The 17,827-nt window shown below is 68.3% G+C and carries 22 protein-coding genes; 16 read left to right on the forward strand and 6 right to left on the reverse strand.

The window, feature by feature from the left end; genetic code table 11:
• Positions 1–6 precede the first annotated feature (6 nt).
• Positions 7–303: a CcdB family protein gene (locus tag ACEN8G_RS20285; RefSeq protein WP_413413861.1), complete on the reverse strand. Its 297-nt coding sequence runs from the start codon at positions 301–303 to the stop codon at positions 7–9.
• Positions 303–548 (reverse strand): type II toxin-antitoxin system CcdA family antitoxin, encoded by a 246-nt coding sequence (locus ACEN8G_RS20290; protein WP_413413862.1) that lies wholly within the window; start codon positions 546–548, stop codon positions 303–305. The genes ACEN8G_RS20285 and ACEN8G_RS20290 overlap by 1 nt, the downstream gene beginning before the upstream one ends.
• Before the next feature lie 44 nt (positions 549–592).
• Here ACEN8G_RS20290 and ACEN8G_RS20295 point away from each other — a divergent pair, with 44 nt between their 5' ends.
• The 3 genes from ACEN8G_RS20295 to ACEN8G_RS20305 are packed head-to-tail and all read left to right on the forward strand — an operon-like array spanning position 593 to position 2,277.
• Positions 593–1,519, forward strand: coding sequence for a DUF5996 family protein (locus tag ACEN8G_RS20295; RefSeq protein WP_413413863.1), 927 nt, complete (start codon positions 593–595; stop codon positions 1,517–1,519).
• Positions 1,520–1,528: 9 nt separating this feature from the next.
• Positions 1,529–2,077: a pyridoxamine 5'-phosphate oxidase family protein gene (locus ACEN8G_RS20300; RefSeq protein ID WP_413413864.1), complete on the forward strand. Its 549-nt coding sequence runs from the start codon at positions 1,529–1,531 to the stop codon at positions 2,075–2,077.
• Positions 2,077–2,277 (forward strand): DUF2007 domain-containing protein, encoded by a 201-nt coding sequence (locus ACEN8G_RS20305; RefSeq protein WP_413413865.1) that lies wholly within the window; start codon positions 2,077–2,079, stop codon positions 2,275–2,277. Before ACEN8G_RS20300 ends, ACEN8G_RS20305 begins: the two co-directional genes overlap by 1 nt.
• A 1-nt stretch (position 2,278) precedes the next feature.
• On the opposite strand, the gene ACEN8G_RS20310 is transcribed toward ACEN8G_RS20305, so the two are convergent.
• Both ACEN8G_RS20310 and ACEN8G_RS20315 read right to left on the reverse strand, forming a co-directional pair.
• Positions 2,279–2,770: a hypothetical protein gene (locus ACEN8G_RS20310; protein ID WP_413413866.1), complete on the reverse strand. Its 492-nt coding sequence runs from the start codon at positions 2,768–2,770 to the stop codon at positions 2,279–2,281.
• A gap of 163 nt (positions 2,771–2,933) precedes the next feature.
• Positions 2,934–3,533: a TetR/AcrR family transcriptional regulator gene (locus ACEN8G_RS20315; RefSeq protein WP_413413867.1), complete on the reverse strand. Its 600-nt coding sequence runs from the start codon at positions 3,531–3,533 to the stop codon at positions 2,934–2,936.
• 61 nt (positions 3,534–3,594) lie between these two features.
• Here ACEN8G_RS20315 and ACEN8G_RS20320 point away from each other — a divergent pair, with 61 nt between their 5' ends.
• The 5 genes from ACEN8G_RS20320 (at position 3,595) to ACEN8G_RS20340 (ending at position 8,571) form a co-directional block, all read left to right on the forward strand.
• The gene (locus tag ACEN8G_RS20320) at positions 3,595–4,209 is read left to right on the forward strand and encodes a glutathione binding-like protein (protein ID WP_413413868.1); all 615 of its coding nucleotides are present in this window, start codon (positions 3,595–3,597) and stop codon (positions 4,207–4,209) included.
• Between the two features lie 133 nt (positions 4,210–4,342).
• Entirely contained in the window at positions 4,343–5,506 is a 1,164-nt protein-coding gene (crtY, locus tag ACEN8G_RS20325) for a lycopene beta-cyclase CrtY (protein ID WP_413413869.1), read from the forward strand.
• A complete protein-coding gene (locus ACEN8G_RS20330; RefSeq protein WP_413413870.1) occupies positions 5,503–6,981 on the forward strand; it encodes a phytoene desaturase in 1,479 nt (492 codons plus the stop codon). The genes crtY and ACEN8G_RS20330 overlap by 4 nt, the downstream gene beginning before the upstream one ends.
• 67 nt (positions 6,982–7,048) lie before the next feature.
• Complete coding sequence (locus tag ACEN8G_RS20335) at positions 7,049–7,630, forward strand: TIGR00730 family Rossman fold protein (RefSeq protein ID WP_413413871.1); 582 nt, start codon at positions 7,049–7,051, stop codon at positions 7,628–7,630.
• Positions 7,627–8,571 (forward strand): phytoene/squalene synthase family protein, encoded by a 945-nt coding sequence (locus tag ACEN8G_RS20340; protein WP_413413872.1) that lies wholly within the window; start codon positions 7,627–7,629, stop codon positions 8,569–8,571. The genes ACEN8G_RS20335 and ACEN8G_RS20340 overlap by 4 nt, the downstream gene beginning before the upstream one ends.
• A gap of 1 nt (position 8,572) precedes the next feature.
• Here the strand turns inward: ACEN8G_RS20340 and ACEN8G_RS20345 are convergent, their stop codons facing one another.
• On the reverse strand, positions 8,573–8,803 hold the full coding sequence (locus tag ACEN8G_RS20345; RefSeq protein WP_413413874.1) for a hypothetical protein: 231 nt from the start codon (positions 8,801–8,803) through the stop codon (positions 8,573–8,575).
• An 81-nt stretch (positions 8,804–8,884) separates the two neighbouring features.
• Between ACEN8G_RS20345 and ACEN8G_RS20350 the strand changes: the two genes are divergently transcribed.
• The 3 genes from ACEN8G_RS20350 (at position 8,885) to ACEN8G_RS20360 (ending at position 12,580) form a co-directional block, all read left to right on the forward strand.
• Positions 8,885–10,711: an ABCB family ABC transporter ATP-binding protein/permease gene (locus tag ACEN8G_RS20350; RefSeq protein ID WP_413413876.1), complete on the forward strand. Its 1,827-nt coding sequence runs from the start codon at positions 8,885–8,887 to the stop codon at positions 10,709–10,711.
• 86 nt (positions 10,712–10,797) lie between these two features.
• Positions 10,798–11,640, forward strand: coding sequence for a hypothetical protein (locus tag ACEN8G_RS20355; protein WP_413413877.1), 843 nt, complete (start codon positions 10,798–10,800; stop codon positions 11,638–11,640).
• A gap of 19 nt (positions 11,641–11,659) precedes the next feature.
• Complete coding sequence (locus ACEN8G_RS20360; protein ID WP_413413878.1) at positions 11,660–12,580, forward strand: alpha/beta fold hydrolase; 921 nt, start codon at positions 11,660–11,662, stop codon at positions 12,578–12,580.
• On the opposite strand, the gene ACEN8G_RS20365 is transcribed toward ACEN8G_RS20360, so the two are convergent.
• Positions 12,577–14,040, reverse strand: coding sequence for a helicase HerA domain-containing protein (locus ACEN8G_RS20365; protein ID WP_413413879.1), 1,464 nt, complete (start codon positions 14,038–14,040; stop codon positions 12,577–12,579). The genes ACEN8G_RS20360 and ACEN8G_RS20365 overlap by 4 nt on opposite strands.
• A gap of 204 nt (positions 14,041–14,244) precedes the next feature.
• Here ACEN8G_RS20365 and ACEN8G_RS20370 point away from each other — a divergent pair, with 204 nt between their 5' ends.
• Genes ACEN8G_RS20370 through ACEN8G_RS20390 form a run of 5 tightly spaced genes read left to right on the forward strand, consistent with a single transcriptional unit; the run spans position 14,245 to position 17,825 of the window.
• Complete coding sequence (locus tag ACEN8G_RS20370) at positions 14,245–14,742, forward strand: hypothetical protein (RefSeq protein ID WP_413413880.1); 498 nt, start codon at positions 14,245–14,247, stop codon at positions 14,740–14,742.
• A 38-nt stretch (positions 14,743–14,780) separates the two neighbouring features.
• Positions 14,781–16,556: a DNA helicase RecQ gene (gene recQ, locus ACEN8G_RS20375; RefSeq protein ID WP_413413881.1), complete on the forward strand. Its 1,776-nt coding sequence runs from the start codon at positions 14,781–14,783 to the stop codon at positions 16,554–16,556.
• Complete coding sequence (locus ACEN8G_RS20380; RefSeq protein WP_413413882.1) at positions 16,553–17,038, forward strand: hypothetical protein; 486 nt, start codon at positions 16,553–16,555, stop codon at positions 17,036–17,038. Before recQ ends, ACEN8G_RS20380 begins: the two co-directional genes overlap by 4 nt.
• The gene (locus ACEN8G_RS20385) at positions 17,035–17,466 is read left to right on the forward strand and encodes a TIGR01244 family sulfur transferase (protein WP_413413884.1); all 432 of its coding nucleotides are present in this window, start codon (positions 17,035–17,037) and stop codon (positions 17,464–17,466) included. Before ACEN8G_RS20380 ends, ACEN8G_RS20385 begins: the two co-directional genes overlap by 4 nt.
• Positions 17,463–17,825, forward strand: coding sequence for a hypothetical protein (locus tag ACEN8G_RS20390; RefSeq protein WP_413413885.1), 363 nt, complete (start codon positions 17,463–17,465; stop codon positions 17,823–17,825). Before ACEN8G_RS20385 ends, ACEN8G_RS20390 begins: the two co-directional genes overlap by 4 nt.
• The last annotated feature ends 2 nt before the right edge of the window (positions 17,826–17,827 follow it).

The following is a 17,827-nucleotide window of genomic DNA, read 5'->3' on the forward strand; positions in this document are numbered from 1 at the left end:
ATGTCGCTAGCCGCCCCCCAGCAGTACGTCGATCGCGCCAATGATCCGGAAGCGTTCGGGCGCCAACGAGGCGACTCGATCGCGCAGGTTCGATGTCCGGATCGCGGCGGCCAGCTCGGTCATCATCACCAGCATCTCGCCCTCGACCTCGAAGCGCGGATGCAGTCGCGGCGTGGTCGGGGCCGTCGCCTCCTCACGCATCAGCGGGACGACCAGACGGGTGCCGATCTCCTCGAAAATATCTGCCTGGCAGTCGAGGACCAGGCCGCCGCCGTGCATGCGATAGACGTCGAATTGCGCCATCAGAACATGCGGTACTTCTCGAGCGGCAACTCGTTCTCTTCGACCCAGCGGCTGTGCGCCTCGATCCACTCGCGATGTTCTTCCTGCCAGCGTCGGTCGCGTTCGGCCTTCGCCGCATCACGCAGCGCGGCTTCGCAGATCTGGGAGAGGTTGATCCCCACCTCGCGCGCCGCGGCGACCACGCCGGTGTCGAGCGAGAGATTGACAGCCTTGCGCTTGCCGGAGGAAAGAGCATCATGCTTCATGCGCAAAAACTATGCGCATGGGTAATGCGCGTCAAGGAGCCCGTATGATCCTCCCCGAGCTCGACTGGACTTGCTGGCGCGAGACTGCCCGGCATCTCCACCTCGTCACCCAGATCATCGGCAAGGTCCGCCTCGCCCGGACACCCTGGCTCAACCATAGCTGGCACGTCGTGCTCTATCCCGCGGCCTGGGGGCTCACCACCGGCCCGGTCCCCTGCGACGATGCGACGCTGCAGCTCGATCTCGACCTGCAGGCGAGCGAGCTGCGATTGTCCACCGACGGCGGCGGCGAGGCGGTGCTGCCGCTCGGGCCGGGCAGCATCGCCGATTTCCATGCCGCGCTGATGGCCGCGCTCGCCGCGCTCGGCACCCCGGTCGCGATCAACGGCACGCCCAGCGAAATCCCCGATGCGGTCCCCTTCGCGGAAGATACCACCGAACGCCCCTGGAATGCCGACGCGGTGCGCGATTTCCACCGCGCGCTGCTCTGGGTCGACCGCGTCTTCCAGCAATTCCGCACCGGTTTCCTCGGCAAGGCGAGCCCGGTCCATTTCTTCTGGGGCAGCTTCGATCTGGCGGTCACCCGCTTCTCGGGCCGCACCGCGCCGAAACACCCCGGCGGCTTCCCCGGCCTGCCCGACGCCGTGACCTGCGAAGCCTATAGCCATGAGGAAGCCAGTGCCGGCTTCTGGCCGGGCAGCGACGCGTTCCCGAAGCCCGCCTTCTACGCCTATGGCTATCCGGCGCCCAAAGGCTATCCGGACGCCAAGGTGCCGGCGCCCGCCTATTTCGACGCCAGTCTCGGCGAATGGCTGCTCGACTATGACGCGGTCCGCACCGCCGAGGATCCGCGCGCGACTTTGCTCGGCTTCCTCCAGGCAACCTATGACGCGGCCGCCGATCTCGGCGGATGGGACCGCGCGCATCTCGAATGCGTGCCGGGCGTTCCCCGCAAACCGCGCATCGTCTAGGGCCCGGGCATGGCCGAGTTCTTCGATGCGCTCACCGACAGCCACCGCGCCTTCATCGCACGCCAGCCGATGTTCTTCGTCGCGACGGCGGCGGCCGAAAGCCGGGTGAACCTCAGCCCCAAGGGCATGGACTGTTTCCGCGTGCTCGGGCCCAATCGCGTCGCCTATCTCGACGTTGCCGGATCGGGCAACGAGACGCACGCGCATCTGGTCGCCGATGGCCGCATCACCCTCATGTTCTGCGCCTTTGACAGCCCGGCGCTGATCCTGCGCCTCTATGGTCGGGGCCGGCCGGTGCTGCCGCAGGATCCCGAATGGGCGCGGCTCGCGGCCCATTTCACGCTGCTGCCCGGCACCCGCCAGATCTTCGATATCCGCGTGGAGAGCGCGCAGAACAGCTGCGGCTGGGGCGTGCCGCACATGCAGTTCGAGCGGGAGCGCGAAACGCTCAGCAAATATCACATCAAGCACGGCGCAGAGGCACGGTTCGCCAAATATGCGGTGCGCACCCACAGCATCGACGGGCTTCCCGTCCGCAACCCCAGCGAGGAACCCTGATGGCACTTGTCGAACTCGGCCGTTTCGATCGGCAGGAAGCCTTCATCGTCCAGGGCCGGCTGGAGGATGAGGAGATTCCCAGCTTCGTCTTCGACGCCGGCACCAGCATCGCCGATGGCTCGTACCTGCTGATCCCGGTCCGCGTCATGGTCGACGACGAGGATCTGGCGCGGGCGCGCGCGATCCTCGGCGCCGCCTAGCTCAGGAAACGATCTCGACCGGGATCGTTGCGATGCCGGTGTTGCCGCAGGAAATCGCGACTGCCTTGTACTTGGGCTGGGCGTTCTTGATCTCCGCCTTCACTTCCTGCGTCGTGATCACCTGTTGGACCGGGCCTGTCGGCACCGTCGCTACCAGGGCGAAATGCTGGGTCGGGGGCAGGGCCTTGTCGAGCGGACCCTGATTGAGCACCACCGTCCAGCCGCTCGTCGGGGTGGTCGCCTGTCCGGTGACGTGCAGCGTCGGGCTCGATCCCGGTCCGGGCATCGTGTCGACCCACGCCTTCCAGTCCTTGCTGGTGACCTTGGCGCAGTCATTCACGACGGCCACCTCTGTCGCGGCCGACACATTGGCACTTTCGTTGACGGTCTCGTTGACCGTGGCGGCGGGCGCGGTCTTGTTGGCGTCCGGTGCCGAGCAACCGGCGGCCAGTGCCGCGACCATGGCCAGGCAAGGCAAGGTTATGCGCTGCATGTTCGTTCCTCCCCCTTGGGTTTTCGAGGCAAGAAGACTGCGCGCATGGGGAGAGGAGTCAAACGACTTCGTCGCCGAAATGGACGATGCGTGCAAGTCGTTCGATTGCACATTGATAATAAAGCCAAGATTTATGCTGGCAATGGCTGGATAGGCGCAAGGATCAGGCCAGTAGCAATGCCGTCGCTTTCTTGGCGATCGCGATCAGTTCGGCGCGGGGCGTGCCCGCCCGGGCACGGGTACTCAGCGAATGGATCACCGAAGAGGCGATCTGCGCATCGCCGCGCGGATCCGCACTGCCGGCCTGGACCATCAGCTTCTCGATCCAGCCGTCCTGCAGCGCCACGAACGCCGCCAGCGCCGCGCGGATGTCGGGATCGCTCACGGCTTCGGTCGCCGCGGTGTTGACCGCTATGCAGCCCGACGGGCCGTCCTCGCCGGTCAGGAAACCCTCCAGCGCCCCCAGGAACAACGCCTTGAGCATCTTCTCGTGCGGATAGGCGGCGGCATGGAGGGCGGCGAAGGTCGCATCGACGCTGGCATGGGTGCGCGCGAGCCCGGCGAGGTACAGCGCCTTCTTGTCCCCGAACGCCGCATAGAGGCTCGGCCGGTTCACCCCGGTCGCCTCGGCGAGATCGTCGAGCGAGGTGTTCGAATAGCCGAGCGTGCGGAAACGCTGGAGCGCGGCGCGCAGCACCGCTTCCTCGTCGAACTTGCGCGGACGGCCGCGTCCGCGGGGCGCTATTTTTGTATCGGCTCGCATTAAATTCCTTGACCCAGTCATTTTTGTGCGAGATCGTACAAAAATACAAGGGAGACTCGTCATGAAGCTCTATTTCACCCCCTTCGCCTGCTCGCTGGCGGCGCGCATCGCGCTCGAGGAAGCCGGGCTCGATGCCGAGTTCGTCCAGGTCCCGAAGGACCTGCGCCTGCCCGACGGGCGCGATTTCACCGAGATCTCCCCCATGGGCTATGTCCCGGCGATCGAGACCGGCACCGGCTTCGTGCTGACCGAAGGGCCGGCCGTGCTCACCTATATCGCCGAGCTGGCGCCCGAGGGCTCGCTCAGCTTCACCGGCTTCTCCGACGCACATTACCGGATGCTCGCCTGGCTGAACTTCATCAGCACCGAGCTGCACAAGGCGGTCTACATGCCGATCCTCGGCAAGGGCTATTCGGAGGCCGAGCAGGCCGCCGCCCGCGCCCGCCACGCCAAGCCGTTCGCGGTGCTGTCCAGGCATCTCGAAGGCCGCGATTTTCTCGACGACCGGTTCAGCGTCGCCGATGCCTATCTGCTCGCGGTGCTCAACTGGAGCGAGTTCTCGAAGGTGCCGCTCGCCGACTGGCCGGTGCTGGCGGCCTATCGCGAGCGGCTGCGCGCCCGCCCGGCGGTGGCGCGGGCGATGGCCGCCGAATGGCCCTTGCTCAAGGCTGCCTGACCCTTTCGAGCTCCGGGCGAGGCCGCATCACGGTCTCTCCCACCACGCCTGCCCCTTCCGCCCCATGTCCACATGGTGTGCGGGAGGGGCATTTTTGTTGGAATCGGGCGAATCGCTCGGCTAGGCCTGTGCCATGCCCGCAACGATCAACTGCGACGTGGCGATTGTCGGCGGGGGTCTTGCCGGCGGGCTGATCGCGCTCGCGCTGCGCCGGAAGCGGCCCGACTGCGATGTGCGCATCATCGAGGGCGGCGGCCGGCTCGGCGGCAACCATCTCTGGTCCTTCTTCGCCAGCGATGTCGCGCCGGCGGACCGCTGGCTCACCGCGCCGCTGGTCGGCCATGGCTGGCGGAGCTACGACGTCGCCTTTCCCGCGGTCTCGCGCACGCTGGGCACGGGCTATTATTCGATCGAATCGCGCCGGCTCGACCAGGTCGTCCGCGCCGAGCTCCCCGAGCAGGCGGTGATGACGCGCCGCAAGGTGCTCGCTGCCAGTCCCACTGCCGTGGTTCTCGCCGATGGCGACCGGATCGAGGCCAAGGGGGTGATCGATTGCCGCGGTCCCGCCGACCTGACCGCGCTCGAATGCGGCTGGCAGAAATTCCATGGCTGTGAACTCCAGCTCGCCGCACCGCATGATCTCGCCCGGCCGATGATCATGGACGCAACCGTCGAACAGCTGGACGGCTATCGCTTCGTCTATGCGCTGCCCTTCAGCCCGACCTGCGCGTTCGTCGAGGACACTTACTACAGCGATACCCCCAATCTCGATTCCGCCACGCTGGGAAACCGTATCGGGGGGTACGCCCAAAGCCGCGGCTGGCAGCTCGATCACGTCGTCCGCGAGGAGTCCGGGGTGCTCCCGGTCGTGATGGGCGGAAGCTTCACGGACTATTGGCAGGCGGGCGGCAACAAGGTCGCCAAGGCGGGCAGCCGTGCCGGGCTGCTCCACCCGCTGACCAGCTACACGCTGCCCGATGCGGTGCGCACCGCCACCCTCGTCGCCGCGGCCAGCGACCTGAGCGGTGCGGCGCTGCACCGCCTGCTCCATGATTTCGCCCGATCGACATGGCGCCGGCGCCGTTTCTACCGCATGCTCGCCGCCATGTTGTTCAAGGCCGCCGAACCCGAGGAGCGCTACCGCGTCCTCCAGCGTTTCTATCAGCTCGATCCGGGGCTTATCGGGCGTTTCTATGCCGGGCATTCGACGCTGCTCGATCGGCTGCGGATCGTTTCCGGCAAGCCGCCCGTTCCGCTGGGCAAGGCGGTTTCGGCAATCTGGGGGTCGTTCAAGTGAAGCGTGCGGCAGTGGTGGGTGCCGGGATCGGCGGGCTCGCGCTCGCGATCCGGCTGCAGTCGGCGGGCATCGACACGGTGGTGCTGGAGGCGCGCGACAAGCCCGGCGGCCGCGCCTATTTCTGGGAGCGTGACGGCTTCACCTTCGATGCCGGCCCCACGGTGATCACCGCACCCGAGGCGCTGGAGGAGCTGTGGCAGCTCTCCGGACACCGCATGTCGGACGATGTGACGCTCAAGCCGATCTCGCCCTTCTACCGCCTGTCCTGGCCCGACGGCACACGTTTCGACTATTCCAACGACGATCATGCGCTCGCCGCCGAGATCGCCCGGCTCGAGCCGCAGGACGTCGCCGGCTATGGCCGTTTCCTCGAATATGCTGCCGGCGTGTACGAGGAAGGCTATGTGAAGCTCGGCACCGTTGCGTTCCAGGACTTCATGTCGATGGTCCGCGCCGCGCCCGCGCTCGCCAAATATGGCGCCTGGCGCTCGGTCTATTCCAAGGTCTCCAGCTTCATCCGCAACGAGAAGCTGCGCCAGGCCTTTTCCTTCCACACGCTGCTGGTCGGTGGAAACCCGATGACCGCGAGCGCGATCTATGCGCTGATCCACCAGCTCGAGCGCCAGGGCGGCGTGTGGTGGGCCGAGGGCGGCACCAACCGGCTGATCGCCGCGATGGTCCGCCATTTCGAGCGCCTTGGCGGCGCGGTCCGCCTGCGCGATCCGGTAACCGGCATCGACACGCTGGGAGACCTTGTCACCGGCGTGCGTACCGCGAGCGGACACGAGCTGCAGGTCGACGCGGTCGCCTGCAATTCGGACGTGGTCCACAGCTATCGCGATCTGCTCAAGGGCTCGCGCTCCAGCCAGCGTGCCGCGCAGAGCCTCCAGCGCAAGCGTTTCTCGCCCTCGCTGTTCGTCGTCCATTTCGGCGTGCGCGGCACCTTTCCGGACATCGCACACCATTCGATCCTGTTCGGCCCGCGCTATCAGGGGCTGCTCGCCGACATCTTCGATCACGGCGTGCTGGCCGAGGATTTCTCGCTCTATCTCCACCATCCGAGCGCGAGCGATCCCGCCATGGCACCCGAGGGCCATTCGACCTTCTATGCGCTCGCGCCCGTGCCCCATCTCGGCAAGTTCCCCGCCGACTGGAACGAGATCGGCCCGGTGCTGGAAGAGCGCATCCTGGCCGAGATCCAGCGGCGGCTGATCCCCGATCTCAAGGACCGGATCGTGACGAAGTTCAGCTATGCGCCGCCCGATTTCCGCGACGATCTCGCCGCGCATCTCGGTTCGGCCTTCAGCCTCGAGCCGATCCTTACCCAGAGCGCCTGGTTCCGCACGCACAATCGCGACGATGCGATCGACAATCTCTTCTTTGTCGGTGCCGGCACCCATCCGGGCGCGGGCATCCCCGGCGTGGTCGGCAGCGCCAAGGCGACGGCGGCGCTGATGCTGGGGGAAGGCAAGTGAGCGGCTTGCTCCCCGCGGCGTTCTGGTCGAAGGCGGGCGAAACCACGCATATCGGGAAGAGCAGCATATGAAGCGCGTCGCAGTTTATTGCGGTTCGGCCAGCCCGGCCGACCCTGTCTATATCGAAGCCGCGCGCCATGTCGGCCGCACTCTGGCCGAGCGCGGCATCGGCCTGGTCTATGGCGGCGGCAAGCTCGGGCTGATGGGTGCGGTGGCCGATTCGGCACTGGAGGCCGGCGGCGAGGTGATCGGCGTGATCCCCGAGCTGCTCGTCAATGCCGAGGTTGCGCATCGCGGGCTCACCGAGCTCCATGTCGTCGGCACGATGCACGAGCGCAAGGCACTGTTCACCGACCTGGCCGACGGTTTCCTCAACCTGCCTGGCGGCACCGGCACGATGGACGAGCTGTGGGAAGCGCTGAGCTGGGCGCAGCTCGGCTACCACAAGGATCCGGTCGGCCTGCTCAACATCGCCAACTATTACGACAAGCTCGTCGAGTTCTGGGAGCATATGGGCCGGGTCGGCTTCGTCCGTCCCCAGCACCAGAACATGCTGATCGTCGACACCAGTCTCGAAGGGCTGCTCGACAAGATGGGCGCGGCCAAGCCGATCGAGACGATCGTCCAGATGAAGCGCGACGATCTGTGAGCGCCCCGCTTCCCTCGCGCGCCGCGATCGTCGCGACCGCGCGGGAAGCGATAGCCCGCGGCTCGCGCAGCTTCGGCGCCGCCAGCAGCCTGTTCGACCGCAGGACGCGCGAGCGCGCCTGGCTGCTCTATGCCTGGTGCCGCGCCTGTGACGATCTGGCGGACGGTCAGGATCATGGGCATGATGCGGTCGAGGTCGACAAGCAGGCGGGGCTGGCACGTATCCGCGAACTGACTCAGGCGGCGCTCGACGGCCAATGGGTCGGCGATCCCGCCTTCGACGCCTTGCGCATCGTCGTCGCCGAGACCGATCTGCCCCACCGCTATGTCTGGGACCTGGTCGAGGGTTTCGCGCTCGACGCCGCCGAATGGGGCCCGCGCCACGAGGTCGATCTCTACCGCTATTGCTATCATGTCGCGGGCAGCGTCGGCTGCATGATGGCGGTGATCATGGGCGTCTCGCCCGAGGACGAGGCCACGCTAGACCGTGCCTGCGACCTCGGCATCGCCTTCCAGCTCGCCAACATCGCCCGCGACATCGAGGCGGACGACCGGATGGGCCGCTGCTACCTGCCCGACGACTGGCTGACCGAGATGGACATCCCGCCCGGCCAGCACATGAAGCCGCCCTTCCGACAGCGCCTCGCCGTGCTCGCGAGCCGCCTGACCGGTGCCGCTGCCGATTATGCCGAGAGTGCCCGCCACGGCACGCCGGCGCTGCCGTTCCGCTCGGCCTGGGCGGTGCTCGCCGCTGCCGGCATATATGGTGAGATCGCCCGCAAGGTCGCGGCCCGCGGCGGGCATGCCTGGGATCATCGCGCCACTACCTCCGGCTTCGAGAAGCTTGGCTGGATCGGCCGCTCCTGGTGGCAGGCTTGGCGTCGCAGGGACCTCTATCCTCCCGCGCCGCGCGATCCCGATCTCTGGACGCGGCCGCGCTAGTTCAGCCGCGAGTATCCGCGTTGCGGCTATCGGCCATTTCCGGGGTCTGGCGCTGGCAGGCACCGGCGATCACCGGGAAATCCAGGTCCATGTTGCGGCGGAGCGCCTCGGCCATCGCTTCCTGGCAGCTGGCCTGGCTGGTATAGCGCACCGGCTCGATCCGCGCCTGCCGGCAGTCGAGATTGTCGTCGCTGCAGCCCATGATCGCCAGCACGTAGAAGACCTGGTCCATCGCGCCTTCCTTCCGGGGTGAACAACGGACGGGACGGCCAGCCGTTGCATCCCGGCGCCGAGCGCCCCAAATTCAGCCGCGATGGCTTCCAAACTCGATGCACCTTCCGGCGAGCGGCCGATGCTCGCCACGCTGCGGCGTTTCCTCCCCTATCTCTGGCCGAAGAACGCGGCCGGCCTGCGCGTGCGCATCGTCATCGCGCTCGGCCTCGTCGTCGTCTCCAAGCTGGTCCAGGTCTATGGTGCGCCGTTCGCGCTGCAGGGTGCGATCGACCGGATGGCGGGGGGCTCGCGTGATGCAGTGTGGCTCGTCGTCGCGCTGGTCGCCGGCTATGCGCTCGCCCGCTTCGGCTCGGTGCTGTTCGACAACCTCCGCAACACGGTGTTCGAGAAGGTCGGGCAGGACGCCACTCGCCGCCTCGCCGCCGACGTGTTCCGCCACCTCCACCAGCTGAGTCTGCGCTTCCATCTCGAGCGGCGCACCGGCGCGATCACCAAGGTGGTCGAGCGCGGCACCAAGAGCATCGACACGATGCTCTATTTCCTGCTGTTCAACATCGCCCCGACGATCCTCGAGCTCGCCTTGGTCGTCGGCATCTTCTGGACGCGCTACGGCGTGTGGCTGGTCGCCGGCACCATGGCGATGGTGGTGCTCTACATCGCCTTCACCCGCTGGGTGACCGACTGGCGCTCCAAGCTGCGCGAGAAGATGAACGACCTCGACACCGGCGCCGTCGCGCACGCGGTCGATTCGCTGCTCAACTTCGAGACGGTGAAATACTTCAACGCCGAGGAGCGCGAGGCGCGGCGCTACGAGAATGCGGTGACCGCCTATGCCCGGGCGGCGACGACCAGCGAGAACAGCCTCGCCTGGCTCAACATCGGCCAGGCGCTAATCACCAACACGATGCTCGGCGCCGGCATGGCGCTGGTCGTGTTCGGCTGGTCCTCGGGCAAGTTCACCGCGGGCGATGTCGTGCTGGTCTCGACGCTGCTCAGCCAGCTCTTCCGCCCGCTCGACATGCTCGGCTGGGTCTATCGCACGATCCGGCAGGGCGTGATCGACATGGGCTCGATGTTCGACCTGCTCGACAGCGCCGCGGAAGTGAAGGACGCACCGAACGCCGTGCCGCTCGCCATCGCCAGCGGCCATGTCCGTTTCGAGGACGTGCATTTCGGCTATGATCCCGGCCGTGAGATATTGAAGGGCATCGATCTCGACATCCCCGCCGGCGCCACCGTCGCGGTCGTCGGCCCCTCGGGTGCCGGCAAGTCGACGCTCGCGCGGCTGATGTACCGTTTCTACGACGTCACTGGCGGCCGCATCACCATCGACGGGCAGGACATCCGCGACGTCACCCAGTCGAGTCTGCGCGGGAGCATCGGCATCGTCCCGCAGGACACGGTGCTGTTCAACGACACGATCGGCTACAACATCGCCTATGGCCGCGAAGGCGCGACGCCAGACGAGATCGCCGCCGCCGCACGCGGCGCCGCGATCGCGGGTTTCATCCAGTCGCTGCCCGACGGTTTTGAGACGCGGGTCGGCGAGCGTGGGCTCAAGCTCTCGGGCGGCGAAAAGCAGCGCGTCGCGATCGCGCGGACGCTGGTGAAGAACCCGCCGATCCTGATCCTCGACGAAGCGACCAGCGCGCTCGACAGCCGGACCGAGGCCGACATCCAGGCGACGCTCGAGGCGATCGAGCATGGCCGCACCACCATCGTCATCGCCCACCGGCTCTCCACCGTGGTCCATGCCGACCGGATCATCGTGCTGGAAAGCGGTCGCGTCGCCGAGCAGGGCACCCATGCCCAGCTGCTGCGCAAGGACGGGCTCTACGCCGAGATGTGGGCACGCCAGGCACAGGAGCGCGAGGCCGAGGGTGGCGACGAGGTTCCGGCGGAATGACAACGGCAAAGCGTGCAATTTTGCCGTTGAACCGAGGCGCGTTCTGCGCCTAGCATCCGCGGATACTCCAGTCCGGATTCGCGCCCATGAAGCTGCTCGCATGCCTGCCGCTGCTGCTCCTCGCAGCGGCGTCCGTTCCCCCGCGCCCTGAACCCGAAGTTTCGCCCGCGACCCTGCGCGCATGGAGTCCGCGGGAGGGCCAGGTCCACTGGGTTTCCGATGGCATGCGGATCGGCATCGCCCCGGCGCCCTGCGAAACGCCAGCCCGGACCGAGGCATGCCGCTGGGATGGGCAGAACAACCAGGCCGAGGTGACGATCACGCCGGCGGGCGGCGCACCGGTCACGGTACGGACGACCGACCAGGCCGCCTATTATCGCCTGGGGGTGGTGCGCTTCGCTGCAGGCGACGCCCGGCCGGGACTGGTGATCGAGAACCGCTCCGGCGGGTCGGGCGGCGATGTGTGGATCCAGCTCTTCCTCCCGGAAAAGTCGGGCTATCGCGAGGTCCGGCTCCCCGGCCATCTGCAGGGCGAGCTGCCCGGGGTGCTGCGCGATATCTCCGGGGATGGCACGATCGACTTCGTGCTCGGCGATGGCCGTTTCGATGGCCGCTTCGGCTGCAACGCCTGCACGCCGCGCCCACCGGTGGTGCTGACCCTGCGCGGCCGCCAGCCCGTCGAGGTGTCGCGCGAGCCGGGCTATGCCCGGATCTACCGCGAGGACATGGCGCGGCTGCGGCCGGCCTGCCTGTCCGGCGCGCGCGACCGCAACGGCGCCTGTGCCGCCTATGTCGCCGATGCCGCGCGGATCGGCCGCTTCGGTGCCGCCTGGGCCGAGATGCTGCGCCATTGGGAGCGGGAGGAGAGCCCCCTCCGGCGGCCGGAATCCCTGCGCGCATTTCTGAAAGAGACCGGCTACATCTCCTGAAAACAGGGGGAGGGCACATATGCTTTGGGGCCTGATCATCTTCATCCTGGCGCTGCTCGCGGCGCTGATTCTCTGGTCGGCGTACGTCTCGCGCGGGGTCGAGCGCTGGGTGCCGATGGACGGCCGCCAGGTCGACGTGCCCGGCGTGCGCATTCATTATGTCGAGATGGGCCCGGCCGATGCCCCCGCGATCGTGATGATCCACGGCATCATGAGCCAGCTGCGCGTCTTCACCTATGCGCTGGCCGGGCGCCTCGCCAGCGATCGCCGGGTGATCGTGATGGACCGCCCCGGATGGGGCTATTCGGTGCTAACCGGCCCTCGACTCGACCTTCGCGGCCAGGCCGATGCGGTCGCCGCGGCGATCCGCGCGCTCGGGCTGGAGAAGCCGCTGCTGGTCGGCCATTCGATGGGCGGCGCAGTCAGCCTGGCGCTGGCTTTCCGCCACCCCGATGCGGTGCGCGCGCTCGGCCTGATCGCGCCCTATACCCAGCCGATCGACCAGCCACCCGAGCCGCTCAAGGGGCTCGTCGTCCCGGCGCCGCTCCGCCCGCTGATCGCCTGGACGATCGCGGTGCCGCTCTCGATGCGCACCGGCAAGGCCAAGACGGTGGCGGTCTTCGCCCCCGATCCGGTTCCCGAGGACTTCCCGATCAAGGCCGGTGGCGCGCTCGCCATCCGCCCGGCGAGCTTCCAGATGGGCTGCTACGAGATCGAGATGGCGCCCGAGGTGATGAAGGCCCAGGCGCCGCGCTATGGCGAGATCGCGGTCCCCGTCTCGATCCTCTATGGCCGCCAGGATGCGCTGCTCGATCCCGAGCTGCACGGGCGCAAGACGGCGTCGGACATCCCGAACGGCGCGATCGAGATGCTCGACGGCGGCCATATGCTCCCGGTGACGCATGTCGGCGCCACCGAGGCCTGGCTGCGCACGCTCTAGCTGCTGCCGATCTCCGCCGGCTCGGTGGTCCAGCCGAGCCGCGGGATGGTGATCGAGCGCTTCCCCGACAGGTCGGTGCGCGTCACGAACAGCTCCTTGCTCTCGATATATTGAAGCAGCCGGCGAACCCGCCCCAGCGAACTGGTGCCATAGGTCGCGGCGATCTCGGTATCGCTCGGGCAGGGCGCGCCTTCGCGCGCCGCGCGGGCGACGAGCAGGAACGGCCCGAGCATGTCGTCGGGCAGCGCCCGCGCCGCTTCCAGCGCCTGCGCCCAGTCGTCGTCCGGATTGCCATGGATGCCGGCCCGCGCTGCCGACAGCCGGCGGACGAAGTTCGACAGGTCGAGCGGCGGCCGGGCCAGCCCGACCATCCGGCAGCGCACCAGGAAGTCCTGATAGAGCACCGAAGGCGAGCGATAGGTGCTCTCCGGATCCTCGACGATGTCGCGCAGCACGTCGGCGATCTTCTGCGCAGCCTCCTCGGCGTCGACCTCGGGCTCTTCCTCGCGTGCCGGTACCGAGCGGGCGAGCGCCTCGAGCAGCCGGTCCGAAGCGAGCTGCGGCGCCTGGACCGGGGCGGGCGGCGCCGGCGGCGTCCATTCGGGCTCGGCGGGGGCGAGCAGCAGGTCCTTGAGCTCGGCCGAAGGCGCCTCGGGCAGCGGCGTCAGCTTGGGGCTGCCGCTGCGCGCGCTGGTTTCGACCGCGCCGATCTGGATCGATACCGGCCGGCGCGAAACCGCGGGGCCGAGCGCCAGGAAATGCCCGCGCGCCAGGTCGCGGATCGCCTCGGCCTGGCGGCGCTCCATGCCGAGCAGGTCGGCGGCGCGCGCCATGTCGATGTCGAGAAAGGTGCGGCCCATCAGGAAGTTCGATGCCTCGGCCGCGACATTCTTGGCGAGCTTGGCGAGGCGCTGGGTGGCGATCACTCCGGCCAGGCCGCGCTTGCGCCCGCGGCACATCAGGTTGGTCATCGCGCTCAGCGATGCGCGGCGGACATCCTCGGCAACCTCGCCGCCGCCCGAAGGCGCGAACAGCTGCGCCTCGTCGACCACGACCAGCGCCGGATACCAATGGTCGCGCGGCGCATCGAACATCGCGTTGAGGAAAGCGGCGGCGCACTTCATCTGCCCCTCGGCCTCGAGCCCCTCCAGGCTCAGCACCACTGAGGCGCGATGCTCGCGGATACGGGTGGCGAAGCGGGCGATCTCGCGCTCGCTGTAATCGGCCGCCTCGATCGAGATATGGCCGTATCGGTCGCTCAGCGTGACGAAGTCGCCCTCGGGATCGATGATCACCTGCTGGACATGGCCGGCGCTCTTCTCGAGCAGCCGGCGCAGCAAATGCGACTTGCCCGACCCCGAATTGCCCTGGACGAGCAAACGCGTCGCCAGCAGCTCCTCGAGATCCATGGCGACGGCATCACCCTTGCCGTCCGTTCCCATGTCCACGCGCACCGTCATCGCAGACGCTTTGGCCGATGGCGGGGGCGGGGGGAAGCGGGTTCGGGTGAAAATCTGTGGGCGATACGGGTGCGAAACGCCGCGGCGCGCGTCCGGCGGCGCTTTCCGGTGCAAACCCTGCTTGCCGCCTGCCCCCGCCCGGCGGATAGTCTGGGGGCATCGAAGGGGGACGGCATGCGCGGATCGGCATGGGTTTTGGCTCTAGTGGCGGCGATTGCGAGTCCGGCTGCGGCGCAGGGCGTGAAGCTGGTGCCGGGCGAGGAGGTGGTGTTCGCGCTCGACGGCGGCACGCCCGTCGGTGCGAAGCGTGTTTCCACCACGCCCAACGCGTTCGAGGTCGCGGTCGGCCGGCACTTCTCCGGCCAGAAGCCGCCCGAGGCCCCGATGACGGAGGCCGTGCCGATTCCGAATAGCGATCGCCTGCCGCCGGCGCCCGAGCCCGAAGCGGGCAAGCTCCGCTTCCGTTTCCTCCAGGTGCCCGGCACCGATCACGTGATGCTGATCGTCGACAATGGCTATGCCAGGGGGCTGCTCTACCGTGCGCAGATCACCAGCAATGGCCGGACCGGGCCGACCGATGTCTGCCTGGTCATGCCGGGCAAGGGCGGTGTCGAGCACTGGCCCTATGCGATCGCCTCGATCGAAGTGAGCGGGTTCGAGCTGGTCGATTGGAAGCCCGAGGACGGGGTGACCTGCAAATAGCCTCGACTTACCCGGCAATCGCCCGCTAACCGGCGGGAATGTCTCAAGCGACCGACACGCTCCGCCGGGTCTTCGGCTTCGATGCCTTTCGCGGCGTCCAGGAGCAGGTGGTGGGCCGCGTCCTCGCCGGCGAGCGCACGCTGGCGGTGATGCCTACCGGCGCGGGCAAGTCGCTCACCTATCAGCTGCCCGCGGTGATGCTCGAGGGCACTTGCGTCGTCGTCAGCCCGCTGATCGCGCTGATGCACGACCAGCTCCGCGCCGCCGAGGCGGTCGGCATCCGCGCCGCGACCCTCACCTCGGTCGACGAGAACCGCGCCGAGACGATCGAGCGCTTCCGTGCCGGCCAGCTCGACCTGCTCTACATCGCGCCCGAACGCGCCTCGGGCGAGGGCTTCCGCAACCTGCTCACCCAGGCGAAACTCAGCCTGTTCGCGATCGACGAGGCGCACTGCGTCTCCGAATGGGGGCATGATTTCCGGCCCGACTACCGGCTGCTCCGCCCGCTGCTCGATCGCTTCCCGGAGGTGCCGCGCCTGGCGCTCACCGCCACCGCCGACGCGCATACCCGCGCCGACATCCTCGAGCAGCTCGGGCTGCCGCAGGAGGGGATGATCGTCGCCGGTTTCGACCGGCCCAATATCCGCTACGCCATCGCCCCGCGCGAGAACACCACCCGGCAGGTGATCGACCTGATCCAGGAGACGCCCGGCCCGGGCATCGTCTATGCTCAGACCCGCGCCGGGGTGGAGAAGCTGGCCGAGAAGCTGGCGGCGGAGACCGGGCGCCCGGTGCTGCCCTATCATGCCGGGCTCGACCCCGAGGTCCGCCGCCGCAACCAGGCGGCGTTCGTCGCCAGCGAGGACATGGTGGTGGTCGCCACCGTCGCCTTCGGCATGGGCATCGACAAGCCCGATGTCCGCTTCGTCGCCCATGCCGGCCTGCCCAAGTCGATCGAGGCCTATTATCAGGAAACCGGCCGCGCGGGCCGCGACGGCGATCCGGCGGTGGCGCATCTCTTCTGGGGCGCCGATGATTTCGCCCGCGCCCGCCAGCGGATCGGCGAAGTAGAGCCTGCGCGCCAGCCCGGTGAGCGCACCCGGCTCACGGCGCTCGGCGCATTGGTCGAGACCGCCACCTGCCGCCGCCGTATCCTGCTCAGGCATTTCGGCGAGAACAACGCGCCGGAAAGCTGCGGCAATTGCGACAATTGCCTGAGCCCGCCCGCCGCGATCGACGCGACGGTGACCGCGCAGAAATTCCTCTCCGCGGTGTTCCGCACCGGCATGATGTTCGGGGTAGGCTATATCGAGAGCATCCTGCTCGGCCAGTCGAGTGATCGCAGCATCAGCAACGGGCATGAGAGCCTATCGGTCTTCGGCATCGTCGAGGGCGAGGAGGCGGCGCTGGTCAAGCCTGTCGCCCGCGCGCTGCTGCTGCGCGACGCACTCCGGGCGAACGATCATGGCGGCCTCGAATTCGGGCCCGAGGCGCGCGCGATCCTCAAGGGCGGGGCCAAGGTCGAGCTGGTGCTGCCGCCCAAGCGCGAGCGGCGCCGGAGCGGCGGCGGCAAGGCGGGCGGGGACAATCCCGTCGGCAATCCGCTGTTCGAGGCACTGCGCGCCAAGCGCCGCGAGATCGCGCAGGAAACCGGCCTGCCGCCCTATGTGATCTTCCATGATTCGGTGCTGCGCGACATGGCGCTGCTCAAGCCCGAGAGCATCGCCGCGATGGGCAACATCTCGGGCGTTGGCGCGCGCAAGCTCGACGCTTATGGTGACGCCTTCCTGCAAGTGATCCGCGAGGCCGCGTGAGAATCCTGCTCGCCAGTCTGGTCCTGCTCGCCGCCTGCGCGCCGCAGCCCGGACCCGCGCCCGCCCCGTCCGCCCCGCCGAGCATCGCGATGGACCGCAACAGCTGGGGCCGCCCGGTCTCGCGCTGGACGATCGATGCGGCCGGCAAGGGCAGCTACACCGTGCCCGAGCCGGATGTCTTCAAGGCGGAGCGGCTGGTCACGCGCGGCTTTTCCGCCGGTCCCGCCGGTTTCGCCGAGATCCGCAAGCTGCTTGCGCTGGGCGAGAAACATGCCGGGCGCGAGCTGGAATGCGGCCCGCGGATCACCGATCACTATTACGGCACGGTCCGCTGGGGCAGTGCCAGCCTGAGCTACGACATGGGCTGCCAGGATCCCGCGGCCGAAGAGGTGCTCAAGGGCATCACCGCGGCCGAGCGCCGGGTCGCGGGCTGGGCTGCCAATCAACCGATCCTCGAAACCCGGAAGGTGGAAAACCAATGAACCTGCGCCGCGTCGACGACAGCATCTCCGTCGCTCCCCAGATCGCCGCCGAGGACATGTCGTTCCTTGCCGAGCAGGGCTTCAGCTTCGTGATCAACAACCGCCCCGACAAGGAGGAAGCGGGCCAGCCCGAAGGCGAGGCGATCCGCGCCGCGGCCGAGGCGGCCGGGCTCGGCTATGCCGCGATCCCGGTGACCCATGCCGGCTTCTCCTCCGCGCAGGTCGAGGCAATGGCGGCGGCGCTGGCCGAGGCGAACGGTCCGGTGCTCGCCTATTGCCGCTCGGGCACCCGCTCCTGCAACCTTTGGGCGTTGGCCGAGGCCTCGCGCGGCAGCGACCCGGCGGAGATCACCGCCAAGGCCGCCCAGGCCGGCTATGACATCTCCGGCATCCGCCCGCTGCTCGACCAGCTCTCGGGCAAGGCGTGACGCAGCTCTACGTCTTTGCCGGCTCGCTCGGCGCCATCCTGGTGATGACGCTGGCGGCCTGGGCATTGGGCCTCGGCCGCGGCGCCGCCATCGCCAGCGCCGAGGAGGCGCGCGAGACCGCCGAGGGCCTGATCTCGGGTTTCGACGCTGGCGAGGCGCTGCTCGGCAGCGACGGCCGCGCCGCTCTGGTCCATGGCAAGGCGGGCGACGTCGCGCTGCTCAAGATGCACGGCGCGCGTGTTGCGGTGCGGCATCTGCGCCTGCCGCTGACCAGCCAGACGACCCCCGATGGTCTCCGTGTCGACAGCGGCGACCGGCGCTTCGGGGCCGTGCTGCTGCGCGGCGTGACAGGTTACTGACA

The sequence above is a fragment of the Sphingomonas sp. Sphisp66 genome, assembly GCF_047324325.1.
GTDB lineage: Bacteria > Pseudomonadota > Alphaproteobacteria > Sphingomonadales > Sphingomonadaceae > Sphingomonas.